Annotated in this window: 8 protein-coding genes and 1 pseudogene; 5 read left to right on the plus strand and 4 right to left on the minus strand. The window is 68.5% G+C overall.

Annotated elements, in window-relative coordinates; genetic code table 11:
* The 3 genes and pseudogenes from QZM72_RS26190 to QZM72_RS26200 form a co-directional block, all read left to right on the plus strand.
* Positions 1-233, plus strand: a pseudogene (locus QZM72_RS26190) (acetyl-coenzyme A synthetase); the annotation flags it as partial.
* A 211-nt stretch (positions 234-444) separates the two neighbouring features.
* The gene (locus QZM72_RS26195; protein ID WP_089470443.1) at positions 445-1,515 is read left to right on the plus strand and encodes a porin; all 1,071 of its coding nucleotides are present in this window, start codon (positions 445-447) and stop codon (positions 1,513-1,515) included.
* A gap of 250 nt (positions 1,516-1,765) precedes the next feature.
* Positions 1,766-3,172, plus strand: coding sequence for a methyl-accepting chemotaxis protein (locus QZM72_RS26200; protein ID WP_301739598.1), 1,407 nt, complete (start codon positions 1,766-1,768; stop codon positions 3,170-3,172).
* Positions 3,173-3,194: 22 nt separating this feature from the next.
* Here the strand turns inward: QZM72_RS26200 and pbpC are convergent, their stop codons facing one another.
* Together pbpC and QZM72_RS26210 are read right to left on the minus strand one after the other, a co-directional pair.
* Positions 3,195-5,618 (minus strand): penicillin-binding protein 1C, encoded by a 2,424-nt coding sequence (gene pbpC, locus QZM72_RS26205; protein WP_301739599.1) that lies wholly within the window; start codon positions 5,616-5,618, stop codon positions 3,195-3,197.
* Positions 5,619-5,672: 54 nt separating this feature from the next.
* A complete protein-coding gene (locus QZM72_RS26210) occupies positions 5,673-11,666 on the minus strand; it encodes an MG2 domain-containing protein (protein WP_301739600.1) in 5,994 nt (1,997 codons plus the stop codon).
* A gap of 295 nt (positions 11,667-11,961) precedes the next feature.
* Between QZM72_RS26210 and QZM72_RS26215 the strand changes: the two genes are divergently transcribed.
* A complete protein-coding gene (locus tag QZM72_RS26215) occupies positions 11,962-13,230 on the plus strand; it encodes a lipoprotein-releasing ABC transporter permease subunit (protein ID WP_301739601.1) in 1,269 nt (422 codons plus the stop codon).
* A 26-nt stretch (positions 13,231-13,256) separates the two neighbouring features.
* Here QZM72_RS26215 and QZM72_RS26220 read toward each other — a convergent pair whose 3' ends face one another.
* Positions 13,257-14,069: a hypothetical protein gene (locus tag QZM72_RS26220; RefSeq protein WP_301739602.1), complete on the minus strand. Its 813-nt coding sequence runs from the start codon at positions 14,067-14,069 to the stop codon at positions 13,257-13,259.
* A 552-nt stretch (positions 14,070-14,621) separates the two neighbouring features.
* Between QZM72_RS26220 and QZM72_RS26225 the strand changes: the two genes are divergently transcribed.
* Complete coding sequence (locus tag QZM72_RS26225) at positions 14,622-16,592, plus strand: Xaa-Pro dipeptidyl-peptidase (RefSeq protein ID WP_301739603.1); 1,971 nt, start codon at positions 14,622-14,624, stop codon at positions 16,590-16,592.
* A 235-nt stretch (positions 16,593-16,827) separates the two neighbouring features.
* Here the strand turns inward: QZM72_RS26225 and QZM72_RS26230 are convergent, their stop codons facing one another.
* Positions 16,828-17,757: a 2-hydroxyacid dehydrogenase gene (locus QZM72_RS26230; RefSeq protein WP_301739604.1), complete on the minus strand. Its 930-nt coding sequence runs from the start codon at positions 17,755-17,757 to the stop codon at positions 16,828-16,830.
* Between the last annotated feature and the right edge of the window lie 79 nt (positions 17,758-17,836).

Genomic DNA, 17,836 nt, shown 5'->3' on the forward strand with positions numbered 1-17,836 from the left:
AAGGCGACGAAGCGGCGGCGCTCGCGAAGACGCTGCGCGACTGGGTCGGCAAGCAGATCGGGCCGATCGCGAAGCCGAAGGACATCCGCTTCGGCGACAACCTGCCGAAGACGCGCTCGGGCAAGATCATGCGGCGCCTGCTGCGCTCGCTCGCGAAGGGCGAGGCGATCACGCAGGATACGTCCACGCTCGAGAATCCGGCCATCCTCGAGCAATTGAACCGCTCGATGTGACATCGCCCGCCACGGCGGGCCTATCGCTTCACCGCGGCGCCGAAGCACGACCGCCCGCCTCTCACACCGGGCTCGCGGTCGCTTCGGCGCCGGCGACAAGCATCGCCGTGCGTTCCCCGACGGCACGGCATGCAGGCGGCTCGCATCGCTTCCGCCATTGCATTTTTAATTAGTCGTACGCATTACAACACTCACAAAACGGAGACAGACGATGAAGGGAATGACACGAACGATGTGCGCGGCGCTGCTTGGCGCGGCCGCCAGCACGAGCAGCTTCGCGCAGAGCAGCGTCACGCTGTACGGCGATCTCGATGCCGCATTGCTCTATACGAGCCGGTCGCTCGATTCGGCGACCGGCGGCAACGCCGGCCGCCAGTTCGCGCTGACCGACACCGGCATGACGCCGACCAACTTCGGCATCACGGGCACCGAGGATCTCGGCGGCGGGCTGCACGCGAGATTCAAGCTGGAAAGCGGCTTCAACATCACGGACGGCGCGTTCGGCCATTCGAACGGCAACTTCTTCGGCCGCCAGGCATGGGTCGGGATCGACGGCGGCTTCGGCGAAACGAAGGTCGGCCTGCAGTTCTCGCCGTTCGTGCTCGCGATCCTCGGATCGGATCCGCGCAACGTCTCGCACTTCGGCGCGGCGCTGGTGCCGTATGTCGACAACGTGCTCGTGACGGGCCTCTTCAACCCGAACGCGATTTCGTACACGAGCCCGACGATCGCCGGGCTGACGGCCAGCGCGATGTTCGGCTTCGGCGGGAAGGCCGGCGACTTCCAGGCGGGACGCCAGTATTCCGGCAGCCTCACCTATACGAACGGCGGCTTCATGCTCAACGCGGCGCTCTACGACGGCAACGGCGGCACGTCGCCGACGCCGGTTGCGAGCACGGTCGCGTTCGTCGGCCGCACGATCGGCGCCGCCTACACGTTCGGGCCGGTGACCGGCAAGGCGTCGTTCACGAGCTACAAGGTCGCCGGCTCGTTCAGCAACGACGTGTATAGCGCCGGCCTCGATTACCGCGTCACGCCGGCCCTCGACCTGAACACCGGCGCGTGGTACACCACCGACCGCAACGATTCGCACAATCATTCGCTGCTCGCCGCGATCGGCGCCGACTACAGCCTGTCGAAACGAACGGGCCTGTATGCGCAGGTCGGCGTGGTCAACAACCACGGCGCGATGAATACGGGCCTCGGCATCACGGGCGGCGCGTTGTACGGGTTGCCGGGCACGACGGTCGGCGTCAACGCCGGCATCCATCACGTGTTCTGATACAGCCGCCGAGGACGGGCGAGTGCCACGCGCCGCCCGTCCGGACACGGAAACGACGCATAAACGTCGCGCAGACGTCATGCGAACGTCACGCACACGCGCCCCACCCGGCGCCGGCCCGGCCATCCGGCGCGCCGATCTCGATGTTTACCCGACCTCAAGTCCGCGGCCGCGCGGCCGTCAAGTCAGGAACGCATGCGCAACATCCGCCGGAAACCCGGCGCGCGTGCCCTCAAGGAGACCCACCAACGTGAACTTCTTCGGAATCGGCCGCGGCCGCCGTTCGTCGCGCGCGCTCGTCGGCGACATCGCAGAGCAGGCCGGCAGGCTCGGCATCGAGATCTGCGACGTGTCGGGCCACGTCGAGGAAGTCGCGGCCCGCGTCGCCCGGCAGGCGGAGGTCTGCCACACGCTGCGCGAATCGGCCGCCCTCACGCTGCGCGGCAACCACCGGATCGCCGAGGCCGCGCAGCAGGTGCGCAACGTCAGCGCCAATGCGTCGAATGCGGTCCAGCAGTCGCAGCAGACGATCGAAGCGTCGCTCGCCGACATTCACGGGCTCGTCGAGGGCGTCACCACGATCGGCGACCAGATGAGCGCGCTGCGCGATGCGCTCGACCACGTGCGGGCGGTGTCCGAGGAGATTTCCGTCATCGCGCGCCAGACCCACCTGCTCGCACTGAACGCCGCGATCGAGGCCGCGCGCGCCGGCGAGTCGGGCCGCAGCTTCGCGGTCGTCGCGGCCGAGGTCAAGAACCTGTCCGCGAAAACCGGCCAGGCGACGGCCCAGATCGAGACGACGCTCGCGCGGCTCGCCGAGCAGACCGAACACCTGCTCGCGGAAGGCACCGACAACGCCGCCCGCGCGCATCGCGTGCGCGAGGGCACGCGCACGATCGGCGAGGTCGTGCACGCGACCGGGCACGCGATCACCGAACTTGCGGGCGAAGCCGAACAGATCGCGTCGTTGACGGACGAGATCGAGGCGCAGTGCCATCGTCTCGACGAGCAGGTCGGCGAGATGGCGTCCGGCGTCGAGAACTCGGCCGACAACTTCTCGCAGGCCAAGGACCGCCTCGGCAATCTGCTCTCCGTCTCCGAGACGCTGATCGAGCTCACCGCCGCGACCGGCATCGAATCGCCGGACACGCGCCTGATCGACACCGCGCGAAGCACGGCCGCCGCGATCGGCAAATGCTTCGAGGTGGCGATCGGCCGCGGCGACATCACGCTCGACGCGCTGTTCGACACGCACTACGAACCGATTCCGGGCACCGACCCGCAACAGTTCATGACGCGCTTCACGGCGTTCACCGATCGCGTGCTGCCGGCCATCCAGGAGCCGGTGCTCGACGTCGACGCACGCGTCGTCTATTGCGCGAGCTTCGACCGGCAGTGCTACCTGCCGACTCACAACCGAAAGTTTTCCCTGCCTCAGCGCGCGGACGCCGCGTGGAATGCGGCCAATTGCCGGAACCGCCGGATCTACACGGACCGCACGGCGCGCATGTCCGTGGCGCATGACAAGCCGTTCCTGCTGCAGACCTATCGCCGCGACATGGGCAACGGCCAGTTCGTGCTGATGAAGGACGTGTCCGCGCCGATCGTCGTCGGCGGACGGCCATGGGGTGTCCTGCGGATCGGCTACACCGTCTGAACCGGCGCGGGCGGGCCGCGCGCTACTGCTCCAGCCCCACGCCCAACGGCCGCTGATCGCTGCGGCCGTGATCGTCGACCACCCGCACCGTATAGCTGCCGGCCGTGCGCGGCTGCCAGAACAGCGTGTCGCCCGGCGCGCTGCGGCCAACATACGCATCGTTGACGAACCAGTACAGCGCATGCGCGCTCGCATCGGCGCTCGCGTTGAACGCGATGCGCGTGTCGTCGGTGCTTTTCACGCGCATCGCGTACGTACTGCCGCGCAGCGGCGACGTGATGCGCGGCGGGTCGCCTTCGACCTGTCCGGCATCGCGACAATCGGCATTCTGCGGCGGCCGCCGGCGCGGAATGCCGGCCTGCGCGAACACCTGCTGCAAATCCGACGGCCAGAACTCGAAGACCTCCGTATGCGTGCGCTTGCCGTCGTACGGCGGGCACGCGGCCTTCCCCGTCGCGTCGTCGATCACGACGGGCCGGTGCACGGTGCTCACGCGAATCGGCGACGTGCCGGGGATGAACCACGTCCAGCCCTGCTGCGGACACCATTCGTTCGGCAAATCGCCGCTCGCGAGGCAGACGCGCACGCGCTTCAGTTTCGGCGGCACCGCGCGCGGCGGCTCGACGAGCGTGCGCTCCGCATTCATCGCATCGACGACCTGGAAGAACAGCGGCGCGGCCGCGTCGACACCGACGAACGCGGTATTGGTCGAATTGTCGAAATTGCCGACCCACACGACCAGCACGTACGGGCCGAACACGCCGGCCGTCCACGCATCGCGAAACGACCACGACGTGCCGGTTTTCCAGTACACGGGCACGCTCGACGGCTGCGCGCCGCTCGTCTCGTCGGGGCGCAGGTGCTGGCGCAGCATGTCCATCGTCATGTAGCTCGCTTCGGCGCTCAGCAGGCGCCGGCCGGGCAGCGCCGGTTCGTCCGCGCGCAGCCGCAGCGGGCGGAACTCGCCGCGGTTCGCGAGCATCGCATACAGCGCCGCGAGATCCTGCATCGTCACTTCGCCGCCGCCGAGCACGAGCGCGAGCCCGTAGTGCCGCGCGCTCGCGAGCCGGCGCACCCCGGCGTCCTGCAGGAACCGGTACAGGTCGGGCGACTTGAGCTGCGACGCGACCCACACGGCCGGCACGTTGCGGCTGCGGTTCAGCGCGTCGGTCGCCGTGATCGGGCCGAGGAAATGACCGTCGAAGTTCTCCGGCGCATACGGGCCGAACGACGTCGGCACGTCGCGCAGCACGGTCTGCGGATGCAGCACGCCCTGGTCGAAGCCGAGCGCATAGATGAACGGCTTGAGCGTCGAGCCCGGCGAGCGCCGCGCGAGCGTGCCGTTCACCTGCCCGTCGATCGTGCGGTCGAAGAAGTTCGCGGAGCCGACCAGCGCCTTCACGCCCATGTCGCGCGTATCGACGAGAATGGCCGCCGCGTTGCGCACGCCGCGCGTATCGTTGCGTGCGACGTAGCGTGAAATCTGCCGTTCGAGCGTACGTTGCAGGTCGAGATCGAGCGTCGTCGCGAGTCGCGCGCCGCCATCGCTGTCGCGGTTGCCATCGTCCGCCGCGCCGCCCGACGTCGTGCGCCACGCGCTGCGCGCGGCGAGCGCCTGGTCGACCGCATGCGGCGCATCGAACGGCAGCGCGGACAGCGGACGCATCGCGAGCGGCAACGCAAACAACGGCTCGAGCGACGCATCGCCCGGGTGCTTCGTCAGCCAGCGCGCATACAGCCGGTTGCGCGACACGGCCAGCGCACGATTGATCGCGTCCTGCCCGCCGCGCACGCGCCGCGCCGGATCTTGCGGAATCACCGCGAGCGCGAGCGCCTCGGGCAGCGTCAGCGCGTCCGGCATCCGGTCGAAATAGACGACGCTCGCGGTGCCCGCGCCTTCGACGTTGCGGCCGTACGGCGCGTCGTTCAGATACGCTTCGAGAATTTGCCGCTTCGAATAGAACAGTTCGAGCTGCACCGCGCGGGCGACCTGTTCGAGCTTGCCGGCCGGCGTGCGCGTGTTCAGCTTCCACAGCGAGCGCGCGAGCTGCATCGTCAGCGTCGAGCCGCCTTGCGGATTGCCGCCGCGCACGTAGGTGATCCACGCACCGCGCAAGAGCCCGTACGGATTGAAACCCGGATGCCACCGGAACCAGCGGTCCTCGTGCAGCATCACCGCTTCGACGAGTTGCGGCGACATCCGGTCGAGCGGCACCCACAGCCGGTAGCGATCGTCCTTCGCGAGCGTCAGGCGCAGCAGCCGGCCCTGCGCGTCCGTCACCGCGACCGACGACGGTTTCCAGTCGCGCAGCGGCGGATGCGGCCACAGCCGGCATGCGGCCAGCACGCCGAACACGAGCAGCGCGCCGACGAGCCAGTTCTGCCACCGATGCAGCCAGCGGCCGGCGCCGTGCAGCGCGTGCTGGAGCACGGATGCGTCAGCCACGCCCGCTGGCGCCTGACGACGGCCGTGACCCGCAGCAGCGGTACGACCGCCCCGTCATCGCACGCGCTCCACCGTCAGCGCCGTGCCGCCCGGCGCCTGCGCCTGCACGCGGCGGTCGTACATCGATTCGCCGTAGGCAGGCGGCGCAACGAAGCGGCCCGCGTTGCTCGCCTTGATCCGGTACACGAACTCGCGCACGTCGGTCGTCGCGGTGCCGTAGATCACCACGCGGTCCTCGCGGATATCGGCGAACTGCGGCTGCCACGTCGAGCCCTTCACGCCGATCGGCGAATGCCACGGCGCATCGGCCACCGGCGCCGACGCACTGTCGTCGCCGTTGCCGTCCTGTGTATCGGTCGCGGGCGGCGGCGCGATCACCGGATCGAAACCACCCGGCAGCAGGTCGACGATCGCGACGTTGCCGACGTTCGCCGAACCGGTCGCGCGAATCTTCAGGTGCACGTCGATCTCCTGGCCGAGCGCGATCCTGGCGAGCGGCTTGCCGTCGGTATCCGTGTAGTCGCGCACGATCTCGAGCCCGTTCCTGATCGCCTTCGTCGACGTGCCGCGGTCGTAGCCCGACTGGCTCGCGACCCACCATGCCGGCAGCGCGCTGCCGTTCACGAAGTCGACGCGCGACGCGCCGGCCGCCCACGTGCCCGAGCGCACGAGGTTCTCCTGGATCGACGATACGTCCTTCGGCGCGGCCCCCGAGCGCACCTCGTTGATCGCGAGCCGGTCGAGCTGGCCCGCGTTCGACGCCGCATACGCGTCGAGCGCGAGAATCGTCATCGCCGACGACAGCGTGTTGTAACGGTTGTCGACGAGCGGCGCGGCGAGGTTGTCCATCGCGCGCGGCGACAGCTTGCGCACGCGCTCCGGGAAGTGCTTCGCGAGCAGGTACAGCACGCTCGCATCGCGCGTCAGCGGGTCGATGTAGTAACCGGTCGAATAATCGCCGTCGGACGCGCGCTTGCGTTCGAGCAACGCCTGCGGCCCGGCGATCAACGTGGCGGCCTCCTTGTCCTGCTTGAGCAACTGATACGACGCGGCGAGCCACGCCGCCGCGAGATCGTTGCGCCAGTCGTTCGGATAGGCCGCCTGCAGCCGCTTCTGCACGGCCGCGAGGCTGTTGGTCGTCACGTTGCCCTGGCGCGTAAGCAGATACACCGCGTACGCGCGCTGTCGCAGCAGATCGAGCGAGCCGAGCGAATCGTTCGCGGCGAGCCGCTGCAAGTACTGGTTGCCCGCGTCGAGCATGTCCTTCGGCACCGCGACGCCGCGCTCGCGCGCGTCGAGCAGCACGTGCATCGCATACGCGGACACGAACGGATCGGCATCGGGCGTCGCGCTCCACAGGCCGAAGCCGCCCTGCGCGTTCTGCCGGCCGCGCAGCACGCCGAGGAACTGCGCGATCGCGCTCGCGTTCGCCGCATCGACGCCGGCCTCGGGCGCATGCATCGCGCTCGTCAGCGCGCGCGCCGACAGCCATTTCGCCGCGAACACGCGCGGCACGGCCGCGCTCACCATCTGCTCGCTGCAGTAGTGGTCGAAGTTGACGAGATACGACGACAGCCCTTCGGACAGCACCAGCGGCGCCGTGGAAATACTCGCATCGCGCGACGCATACGCGTCGTACATCGACCGCAGGTTCGGCACGCTCGCCTTCTTGCCCGGGTCGAGCCGCGCGACGTCGAGCTGCGTGCGGAACGCGGCAGCCGGCCGCACCGACACGTCGACACGCTGCTGCGCGCCCTTCGCGCCGTAGCGCGCGCCGAACGACAGCGCGCCCGAGCCGAGCGTATCGGTCGCCTTCACGCGGAACAGCGCGACGCCTTCGTGCTGCGACGCGAGCGCGACGTTCTGCGTCGCCGGCCCGATCACCTGCAACTGCGGGCCCGTCTTCAGCGTGACCGCCACCGGCACCGGCTGGTTGCCGACACCCGTCAGGTTATTCGCGACGCCGACGCTGACGTCGGCCTCGTCGCCCGGCGCGAGCGTCGTCGGCACGTTCGGCGACAGCACGAAATCGCCGCGCACCGTCGTCGCGCCTTCGAACGTGCCGACAAGATCCGGCGACACCGACACGGCCATCACGCGCAGCTTCCCGTTGAAGTAGTCCGGCACCGTATAGCTCAGGCGCGTGTCGCCGTTCACGTCGACGATCCCCGACCAGTAGACGACCGGCTTGTCGCGCTTGCGCTTGAACGGGTTCAACTGGCGGCCGATCGCGTCGTCGGCGTCGCCGCCGGGCGCGGCCATCGCCATCAGCTTCTCGAAGTCCGGCAGGATCAGGTCGAGGATCTGCGACGTGCCGACTTCGAGCATCCGCTTGCGGAAGAAGAACTTCAGCGGATCGCCGAGCTTGTAGCGCGCGACCTGCAGGATGCCCTCGTCGACCGCGAACACCACGACCTTCGCGGGCTTCGCGGAATGCACGGTGAAGTTGACGGTATCGCCCGGCTTCACGAGCGCCGGCGCATCGACGCTCACCGCGTTGCGGCGCGCATCGAGGTTCACCGAGAACGGCACGACGCCGTAGCTCAGCGGGCTCATGAAGATCTCGTCCGACGACGGGTCACGAATGTACTGCACGTTGATGTAGCCGTTACCTTCGAAGCCGGCCGGCACCGTGATGTGCTGGATCGAGCTCGTCGTATCCGCATGGAACCACGCGTGCGCATACACCTTGTCGCGCTCGATCGTGATCAGGCCGCTGCCCGCGTAAGGTGCGCGGATCGCGATTTCCACCTGCTCGCCCGGCTTGAAGTCGTGCTTTGAGAGGCTTACTTGAAGCTCCGCGTTGCGGTCGAGCGAACGCGTGACGTTCGCGTCGCCGGTGACCGAATACTCGATCCGGTTCACCGCGGCGCCGGCCGCATTGCGGATCACGAGCGCGTAGCTGCCCGGCTTGTCGGTGCGCAGCGCGTAGTCGAGCCCGGCTGCCGGAATCGACAGCGGCTTCTCGTCGACCGGCACTTCCTTCAGCCGCGAATCGTATTTGTACGCGCCGGAATCCTGTTTGGTCAGCACCGACACGTAACGCTGCTCGACGAGTTGCGCGCGCAGGTCCTTCACGTCGATCGCCTTCGCGCCCGGATCGATCGCGACGAGCCGCACCGTGCGCGGGCTGCCGCGCTTCACGTAGCCGAGATCGTCGACCGACTTGTAGCCGACGAGCCAGTCGTTGTTCGACACGAGCGTCTGCGCGTTCGCGGCGACGTTGCGGCCGCCTTCCGCTTCATACGCCTTCGCCTGGAAGTAGAGCTGGTAGGTCGCGTCCGCGTATTTGTCGAGATCGAGATCGAATTCGGCATGGCCCTTGTCGTCGGTCGTGCCGTCCTGCAACGTGGTCGTATAGCCCTCCTTCGCGCGGCGTGCGTCGAAGAAGTGATAACCCTGCCAGCTGCGGAACGACGGCCACACGGGGCGCAGCGTCAGCGTGGCCGCGACGCGGCGCTTCTCGGCCGGCGTGCCGAACAGGTTCTGCGCATCGACGATGCCCTTCAACCCCTTCGGCTTCACCCACCCTTCGACGACCTGCTGCGACAGCTTCGCGTCGACCTTCATCCGGTCGGGCAGGAACTCCTTCACCTGCACCGTCGTGCTGCCGATCGGCTCGGCGCCCGGCTGGCCGTCCTTGACGATGTAAAGGTTGACCGTCCACGTACCGGTGGGCGCCGTTTCGGCGGTCGTGTAGCCGAGCTCGGTGAAACCGGTCGCGTCGACCGTCACCGGCTTGCGCTCGACGGTCATCCCGCGCGGGTCGACGATCTCCGCCTGCAGCGGCACGCCGGCCGGGCTGCGCGCCCAATTGGCCGCGCGCACGATCAGGCCGATGTGGAACGGATCGCCGGGCCGGTACAGGCCGCGATCCGAGAACAGGTACGCGGACAGTTGCCCCTGGCCCGTCGCGTTCCGTTCGCCGTCCACGTCGAAGCGCGAGAAGTCGAGCTGCCGGTCGCGGCCGGCCACCGGCAGGAACGACAGATCGGTGTCCTTCTTCACGACGTACAGTTGCGGCCGCTTCTCGCGGTCGAGCCCCTTGAACGCGGGGAAATGCACCACGCCGTCGGCGCCGGTGGTCTGCGTGAACAGCGCCTGCCCGTTCACCGCGAGCACCGATACCGTTGCGCCCGCAGCCGGCTTGCCCGTGCGGATCGACTGGATGAACACGTCCTGGCTGCCGTCCAGCGCCTTCTTGACCAGCATCCCGAGATCGGTCACGACGATCAGGCGCGTGTCGCCGAGCGCGTTGTCGCCGTCGTCGCCGTTGCCGCTGCTATCGCCCGAATCGGCGTTGTCGGACGAATCCTGGCTGCCGTCGCCGGACGATGCATCGCCATCTTTCGCGTCGTCGGCCTTCTTCTCGGCCGCCGGATCATACTTCGACAGGTGCAGCAGGAACACGCCGCGCTTGTCGCCTTTCAGGTACTGACCGAGATCGACGCCTTCGTAATGCGCCTTGCCGGGGTCGCCGGCCGGAAACGCGCGAGTCTGCACGAAGCGCTCGACGATGTGATCCTCGCTGAACGAATACGACAGCTCGGGCCGCGCGTACGTGCCGTTGTTGAAGCTCACGAGATGCTGGATCTGGTCGGGCAGCACGCGGCCGATCTCGACCTTCATGCCCGGCAGGTTGCGCGACACGACCGACAGCCGCTTGCTGCCGCTCATCGACAGCAGCGAGCCGTCGGCCATGAAGCGCAGCAGCTTCGGATAGTCGGGCACCGTGAACGCGGTCGTCGCCGCCTCGGCGAGCAGGTAGCCGCCCGCCGATTTCAGGTTGCCCTCGATTCGCACGACGATACGATCGCCCGGCGTCGCGTGATACTTGAAGCTTTGCAGCGTCGCGTAGTCGTTCTCGGTGGGCACCGCTTCGAGCGGCAGCGGCTTCGACTGCTTCAACACCGCGTCGCTGACGTCGGCCAGGTTCCATTCGTATGGCGGATCGTCGTCCGACTGATCGACGCCCGGCTTGCGCTTCGGCAACACCCACGCCTTCGCGCGCGCGGCCAGCTCGGCGCTGCGCACGCCGTCGGACGCTTCGGCGACGAGCACCTGCTCCGGCTCGTAGCGCTCGTTGTCGACCAGGGTCGGCGCGATATTGCCGATCGACAGGCTGTACAGCCCCGGCACGCCGACCGACGCATGCAGCACGTCCGGCGTGCCGTTGCCGCCGCGCGCGCTCTTCACGCCCTTGTCGACGTCGAGCCGCACCGTCAGCGGATCGCGCGGAATCTCGAGCGGCTGCGAGTAGACCCACGCGCTCGTCTTCATCTTGTCGTAGTTGACCGTATAGCGCAGCGGCGACACGGTCTTGCCGTCGCGGCCGACCAGCACCAGGCCGATGCGCTTCTCGAACTCGGCCGGATCGACCGGGTAGTTGAAGCGCAACTGCAGCAGCGCCTGCTTCTCCGCCGGATTGTCGGGGTTCTGGTAGAACTGGTTGTCGCCGAACGCCGCGGCGAATGCCGGCACGTCGAACGCGAAACGGTCGTCGCGCATCGTCACCTGCGGCGCGAACACGCGATGCACGGCAAAGCGCACCTCGACGTGCGCGCCGACCGGCCAGTCGGCCGCCGGCGTGAAGCGCAGCGTCTTGTCGTCGGCCCACTCCCACGCGCCCTTCAGCGCGGGCGTCATCTCGATGCCGTCGCCGGCCGGCTTGCCGACCTGTTCGATCGGCGCGGCCGATCGAGAGAACGCCACTTCCAGCGGATGCACGGTGATCTTCGGCTTGTCGGTGTCGTCGACCTCGTAGGTCGTGATCGCCGGCGCCTTCACGGTGAAGGCGACGGTTTCGGGCTCGGGCGGCTTCGGGCGATGCTTGAACCAGTAGCCGCCGTAACCGAGCGCGGCCGCGAGCAGCACGAGGCCGCCGGCATGCCACGGGCGGCGGCGCACGGCCGCGGCGGTGACGCCCATCCATGCGGGCGCCGTCCACGACACGTCGCCGACCAGCGGCCGCAGCGCGCAGCCGAGCAGCCACCACACGAAGCCCGCCGCGCGAATCGGCAGGAGCAGCAGGAAACGCAGCAAATCCATTTTGTTATTTCCTTGTCAAGGACATGCTGCCCAAGCGGCAACCTTCCCCGAATCGTTATGGGTCTGTGACGGCGCGGCCCGGTTGCGCCGTGATGATTGGGTATGTTCGACCGGATGCTGGGCGCCATTATCGATCAGACCCGAAACGATGGAAATATCGGCGTGCCGCCGCGCAACGCCAGCCGCCGACCGGCCGGTCGGATGGATTTCCACGGGTTCCAGGCCCGCCGCCCGATCTCTGCGCATGGCCGCGCGGCGTTCGCTAGAATGCGCGGCTCGGCAGGATCGAATCGAAATGAAAGGAAACCGCTTGAAACTCCCGTTCGAATGGCAGATCGGGCTGCGCTACGCGCGCGGCGGCCGGCGCTCGGTGGGCGACGGCTTCGTGTCGTTCATCGCCGGCGCCGCGATGGCCGGCATCGCGCTCGGCGTGGCCGCGCTGATCGTCGTGCTGTCGGTGATGAACGGCTTTCGCACCGAGGTGCGCGACCGGATGCTGTCGGTGCTCGCGCACGTGGAAATCTTCTCGCCGTCCGGCGCGATGCCCGACTGGCGGCTGACCGCGCACGAATCGTTACAGAATGCTGCTGTGCGTGCCGTCGCACCCTATGTCGACGCGCAGGCGCTGCTGACGAACGCCGGCAACGTGACGGGCGTCGCGCTGCGCGGCATCGACCCCGTGCTCGAGCCGCGCGTGTCCGAGATCGCGCGCAAGCTGAAGACCGGGCGCCTCGACGCGCTCGTGCCGGGCGAGATGGGCATCGTGCTCGGCGCCGCGCTCGCCGACGCGCTGCACGTGAAGATCGGCGACCGCATCACGTTCTTCGCGCCCGGCAACACCGCGCGCCCGGGCGACGCGCTGCCGCGGTTCCGCCAGTTCAACGTGATCGGCACGTTCGAGTCGGGCCACTACCAGTACGACAGCGCGCTCGCCTACATCCACATCCGCGACGCGCAGCAACTGGCCAACGTGAGCGCGCCGACCGGCATCCGGCTGCGCATCGACGATCTGCAGCGCGCGCCGGAGATCGCGCTCGCGCTGTCGCGCACGCTGTCGGGCAACCTGTATATCCGCGACTGGACGCGGCAGAACCGCACGTGGTTCGAAGCCGAGCGGCTGCAGAAACGGATGCTGTCGCTGATCCTGATGCTGATCGTCGCGGTCGCCGCGTTCAATCTCGTGTCGTCGCTCGTAATGACGGTCACGCAGAAGCAGGGCGACATCGCGATCCTGCGCACGCTCGGCGCGCCGCCCCGCTCGATCATGAAGATCTTCGCGATCCAGGGGATGACGATCGGCCTCGCCGGCACGCTGGCGGGCGTCGCGCTCGGCTGCGCGATCGCGGTGAGCATTCCGGTGGTGCTGCCGGCAATCGAACAATTGCTCGGCATCCGCTTCCTGACGCCGTCCGTGTATTTCCTCAGCGCGCTGCCGTCGAAGCTGTCCGCAATCGACGTGATCGGGATCGCGTCGGCCGCGTTCCTGATGTCGTGCGTCGCGACGCTGTACCCGAGCTGGCGTGCCGCGCGGGTGCGGCCGGCCGAGGCGCTGCGCGACGAGTAGGCGCGAGCGACTCGATCGGCGCGGCGTTACGCGATCTCGTGGAAGCCGACGCTGTTGCCGCCGTCCGGCGCGTAGCCGGCGAGCACGTCGAAGCCGACGTTGACGAGCTCCGTGCGCATGCCGTAGGACTTGTCGCCGGATGCGTCGACGAAAATCGCCGCGCCCGACGACAGCTGGCGCGCGGTGTTCAGCAGCGCCAGCGTGCCGCGCGCCGTGCCGGCCGACGCGTCGATCGTCAGCGTCGTGCCGTCTTGCGTGGTGAAGTGCCCGCCGGGCGGCACGGGCGGCGGGTTGTCCGCGACCGACCGGTTGAGCAGACTCATGAAGTGAAAGCGCGCGTCGGCGCTCTGGCTTGCCGCCGTGCGATCGCTGTCCGTGAACGTGTCGCCGCGCACGGCCGCGCCTTGCGCGGCCAGGTCGACGGCCTGCTCGTGAAAATCGTGCGTCGCGAGCACGAGGCCGGCGTTCGAATTCAGCGTCGACTCGATCCATGCGCGGTCGCTCTCCGTCATCGTCTTCGACACGACCTTGATCCCGCCGTCGTCGGTCATGAAGTCGAACTGCGCATCGGCCAGATCCGGACGTTTCGCGACGATGTCCTGAAGGCTCGTCGCGAGCGCATCGGTCATGCCGCGCAGCTTCATCGTCAAATCGCCCACCATCGACAACTGTTTCGTCATCGCCGCCTGCATCGCCTCCGGATCGATCGCCCGGACGCTGATTGGCGTGTCTGGTTGCGCGCCGGCCGCCGTCGTATCCGTCGTCTGGCGCCCGTCGAGCGCCGCCTGCGCCATTTGCGCGAGCGTAAGGCCGCCCGTCGCCGTAACCGGTATCGTCATTGCCCTCGTTCTCTCTCGTTGTGAGCCTGTTTTTTCCTGTTTACGGACGGATTGCCGGGAAGTTGAGCACACATGCGCACCCATATCGAAACTTTGTTTGATTCAAGCTAAAAAAGTTTGACACGAACATTTCACTGAGATAACTTTTGCGCAAGCTTCCGGAAAGCAATCCGGCCAGCGTGCCGACTCGCGTCGCGCTTTCCTGCCGTTGCAGCACCGTCGTTCGCAACATTCCCGCCTCATCGCATCGTGCCGTTCCGTTTCATCCGAAACCTGAAGGAAGCCCGGGCATGCCCGCATTTGATTCGCACTCCTGCTTTCGCAGCGAACCGCCGCACTGACGATTCCCGTTCGGGGCGACGCGCTCGCCTCGACGCCGGCCGGATGCGCGCCGCCTGACGCGCGCCGGCACCGGGCGAGATCCTCATCCGTCTCGCCCGCCGTTTTTGATGGTGCAGTTCCGCTTCATCCGACGCAGCACCCGGCCAGGCAGCAGGGGGCGTATCGCGAGCCGGCCGGTTCCAGACAATCACAAGAGACGAGGTCGATTCAATGAACATTCATCGAACCGAAGTGCGGCGCGCATGGCTGCCGGCGCTCGTGGCGGCCGCGACGCTCGCCGCGTGCGGCGGCGACGACGGCGGCAGCGTGGCGGGCGCGTCGGCGCTCGCGCAGGCCCAACAGGAGGGAGCCGCCGCTGCGGCCGATACATCCGGCACGCAATCGCTCGCGTCGCGCTTTTCGCCGTCCGGCGTGCCTTACGCGAATCCGGCGAGCGGCGGACGCTACAAGCCGGTGATCAGCAACGGCCAGGTGCAACCGTCGCTGTCGGGCGGCACGATCGAGGAAAACGCGTGGGTCGACACGCCGGTCGATTCCGACGGCGACGGCACGCGCGACCGCATCCACGTGCGGATCGTGCGGCCGTCCGAAACCGCGAACGGCGCGCGCACGCCCGTCATCGTGCTCGCGAGCCCGTATTACGCGGGGCTCGCCGACAGCCCCAACCACGACGTCGACGTCGAACTCGACGGCACGCCGCATCCGGCCGCGGCCGCCGGCGCCCCGGCATCGGCCTCCACGCGCATCCTCGCCGCCGCGCCGCAATCGCGGATGCTGCAGCAGGTCGAGGCGGCGGCCGCCGGCCGCTCGTGGATCGAAAGCTACTTCGTGCCGCGCGGCTTCACGATCGTCTATGCGGATTCGCTCGGCACCGCCGGCTCGGACGGCTGCCCGACGATCCTGACGCGCGACGAATCGGTCGCGATGGCGTCGGTGATCCGCTGGCTCGGCCGCGACGCGACCGCGAAGGACGCGAACGGCAAGACGGTCGTCGCGAACTGGTCGACCGGCCACGTCGGCATGTACGGCGTGTCGTACGACGGCACGCTGCCGAAGATGGTCGCGAGCCTGCGCACCCGCGGGCTCGACGCGATCGTGCCGATCGCCGGGCTGTCGAACATGTACGGCTACTACCGCTCGGGCGGCCTCGTGCGCGCGCCGGAAGGCTATCAGGGCGAGGATGTCGACGTGTACATCAAGGCGCTGCTGACGAACGCGCATCCGGAGCGCTGCACGCACCTGATCGACGAAGCGCTGCAGCAGGAAGACCGCAAGACCGGGGACTATTCGCCGTTCTGGGCCGCGCGCGACATTCCGACCGCGTTCGCGGTCGCGCCGGCGCTCGTCGCGCAAGGGCTCACCGACGACAACGTGCGTGTCGACCAGTCGACGTCGTGGTATCTGGCGATGCGACGCCAGGGCGTGCCGACCCAGCTGTGGCTGCATCGTCTGAAGCACACCGATCCGACCCGCGTGCCGGCGATGGCCGACGCATGGACGGCGGAGGTGAACCGGTGGTTCACGCGCTACCTGATCGGCTATGACAACGGCGTCGAGCAGGATCCGCGCGCGGTGATCGCGCAGGCGGACGGCACGCTGCTGAAGGAAGCCGACTGGGCCGCGCGCCACGCGACGCCGGTCACGTACTTCGCGGGCGGCGACGGCGCGAGCACCGGCACGCTGCTGCGGCTGCCGAGCGGCGGCCCGCTCGCGCGCTTCACCGACGATGCGCGCATTCCCGCGCTCACGCTGGCGAACACGCCGACCGGCGAAAACCGCAGCCGCTTCGAGACCGCCCCGCTGACGGCCGCGGCACGCCTATCCGGCACCGCGACCGCGCGCGTCAGGCTGACGTTCACGGGCGTCGCGAACGTGACGGCGCTGCTGGTCGACCGTGCGCCGGACGGCACGGCGACGATCGTCACGCGCGCGTGGACCGACCCGCGCAACCGGCTCTCCGAGTGGGTGTCGCAACCGGTGCTGCCCGGCATGCCGTACGACCTGAAGCTGACGTTCATGCCGCGCGACTACAAGCTGGAAGCCGGCCACCGGCTGGGGCTCGTCGTCCTCTCCAGCGATTACGAGGCGACGCTGCGGCCGACGCCGGGCACCGGGCTGACGCTCGATCCGGCCGGCACGTCGGTGACGGTGCCGCTGGCTTCGCCGCCGGCGGGCGCGTAACCGTGCGCCGGCTGCCGGCGTAACGGCGCCGCGTCCCCCGCCTGCATGCCCGTCGATGCGGGCGGGGGATCGCTAGATGAAGGAGTATCAGGTCGATCGTCGCGAAATCGTGCCGAGCGGCGAACACCACCCGTTCGGCTGAATTGATCCCGATGCCGACAAGCCGGCGAACCCGCCGGATTTCTGTCAAGCATTCTGCAAGCAGGCGGACTGATTCGACGCCGCCATCCGGCGCTCACACCGGCGTCAACACCGGCTGCCCCGCGAAGTGCCGCGCCGCGTTCTCGAGAAACTGCCCCACCGAACGATCGAGCGCCTCGGGCGACCAGCCGCCCATGTGCGGCGTCAGCACGACGCTGTCGAGATCGGTCAGCGCACGCGGCGGCTCCGGCTCGCCTTCGTATACGTCGAGCCCCGCGCCCGCGATGCGCCGCTCGCGCAGCGCGTCTGCCAAAGCAGCGGTATCGACAACGCTGCCGCGCGACACGTTGACGAGAAAGCCGCCGGGGCCGAGCGCGTCGAGCACGGTGCGATCGATCAGATGCCGCGTGCCCGCGCCGCCCGGCGTCGCGACGATCAGGAAATCGGCCCACTGCGCGAGCGCGTCGACCCGGTCGAAATAGCGGTACGGCACGGGCTTCTCCGACCGGTTGTGATAACCGATCTCGATGTCGAAGCCGGCTGCGCGACGCGCGCACTTCTCGCCGATCTTGCCGAGCCCGACGATACCGAGCTTCTTGCCCGACACGTTCGGCGGCATCGACAGCCCGTCGCGCCACACGCCCGCGCGGGTCTTCGCATCGAGCTGCACGACGTTGCGCACCGCCGCGAGCAGCAGCGCGAACGCGTGATCGGCGACGCAATCGTCATTGGTGCCGGCGCCCGTGACCACGGTGATGCCGCGCGCCTTCGCGTGGGCCACATCGATGTGCTCGTAGCCCGCGCCGAGCGCGCTGACGAAGGTCAGCCGCGGCAGCCGGTCGATCTCGACGGCGGTCAGCCCCGTGCTGCCGTTGGTCAGCACCGCGCGGATCGTGCCGCCGTGCTCGGCGATCGCGCGTTCGCGCGCATCGGAAGTCGGGGCGTAACGCACGTCGAACGACGCGGCGATCTCGCGATGCGCGTCGCCGCGCAGTGCGATGAGGACCAGCAGCTCGGGCTTCATGTCAGCAAGTGTCCGCAGGCGGGGTGAATTTCAGTGTAACAAGCCCGTGCGACGGTTGCGGGTTATCCCCACATCGGCT

This window comes from Burkholderia sp. AU45388 (genome assembly GCF_030481585.1).
GTDB lineage: Bacteria > Pseudomonadota > Gammaproteobacteria > Burkholderiales > Burkholderiaceae > Burkholderia > Burkholderia sola.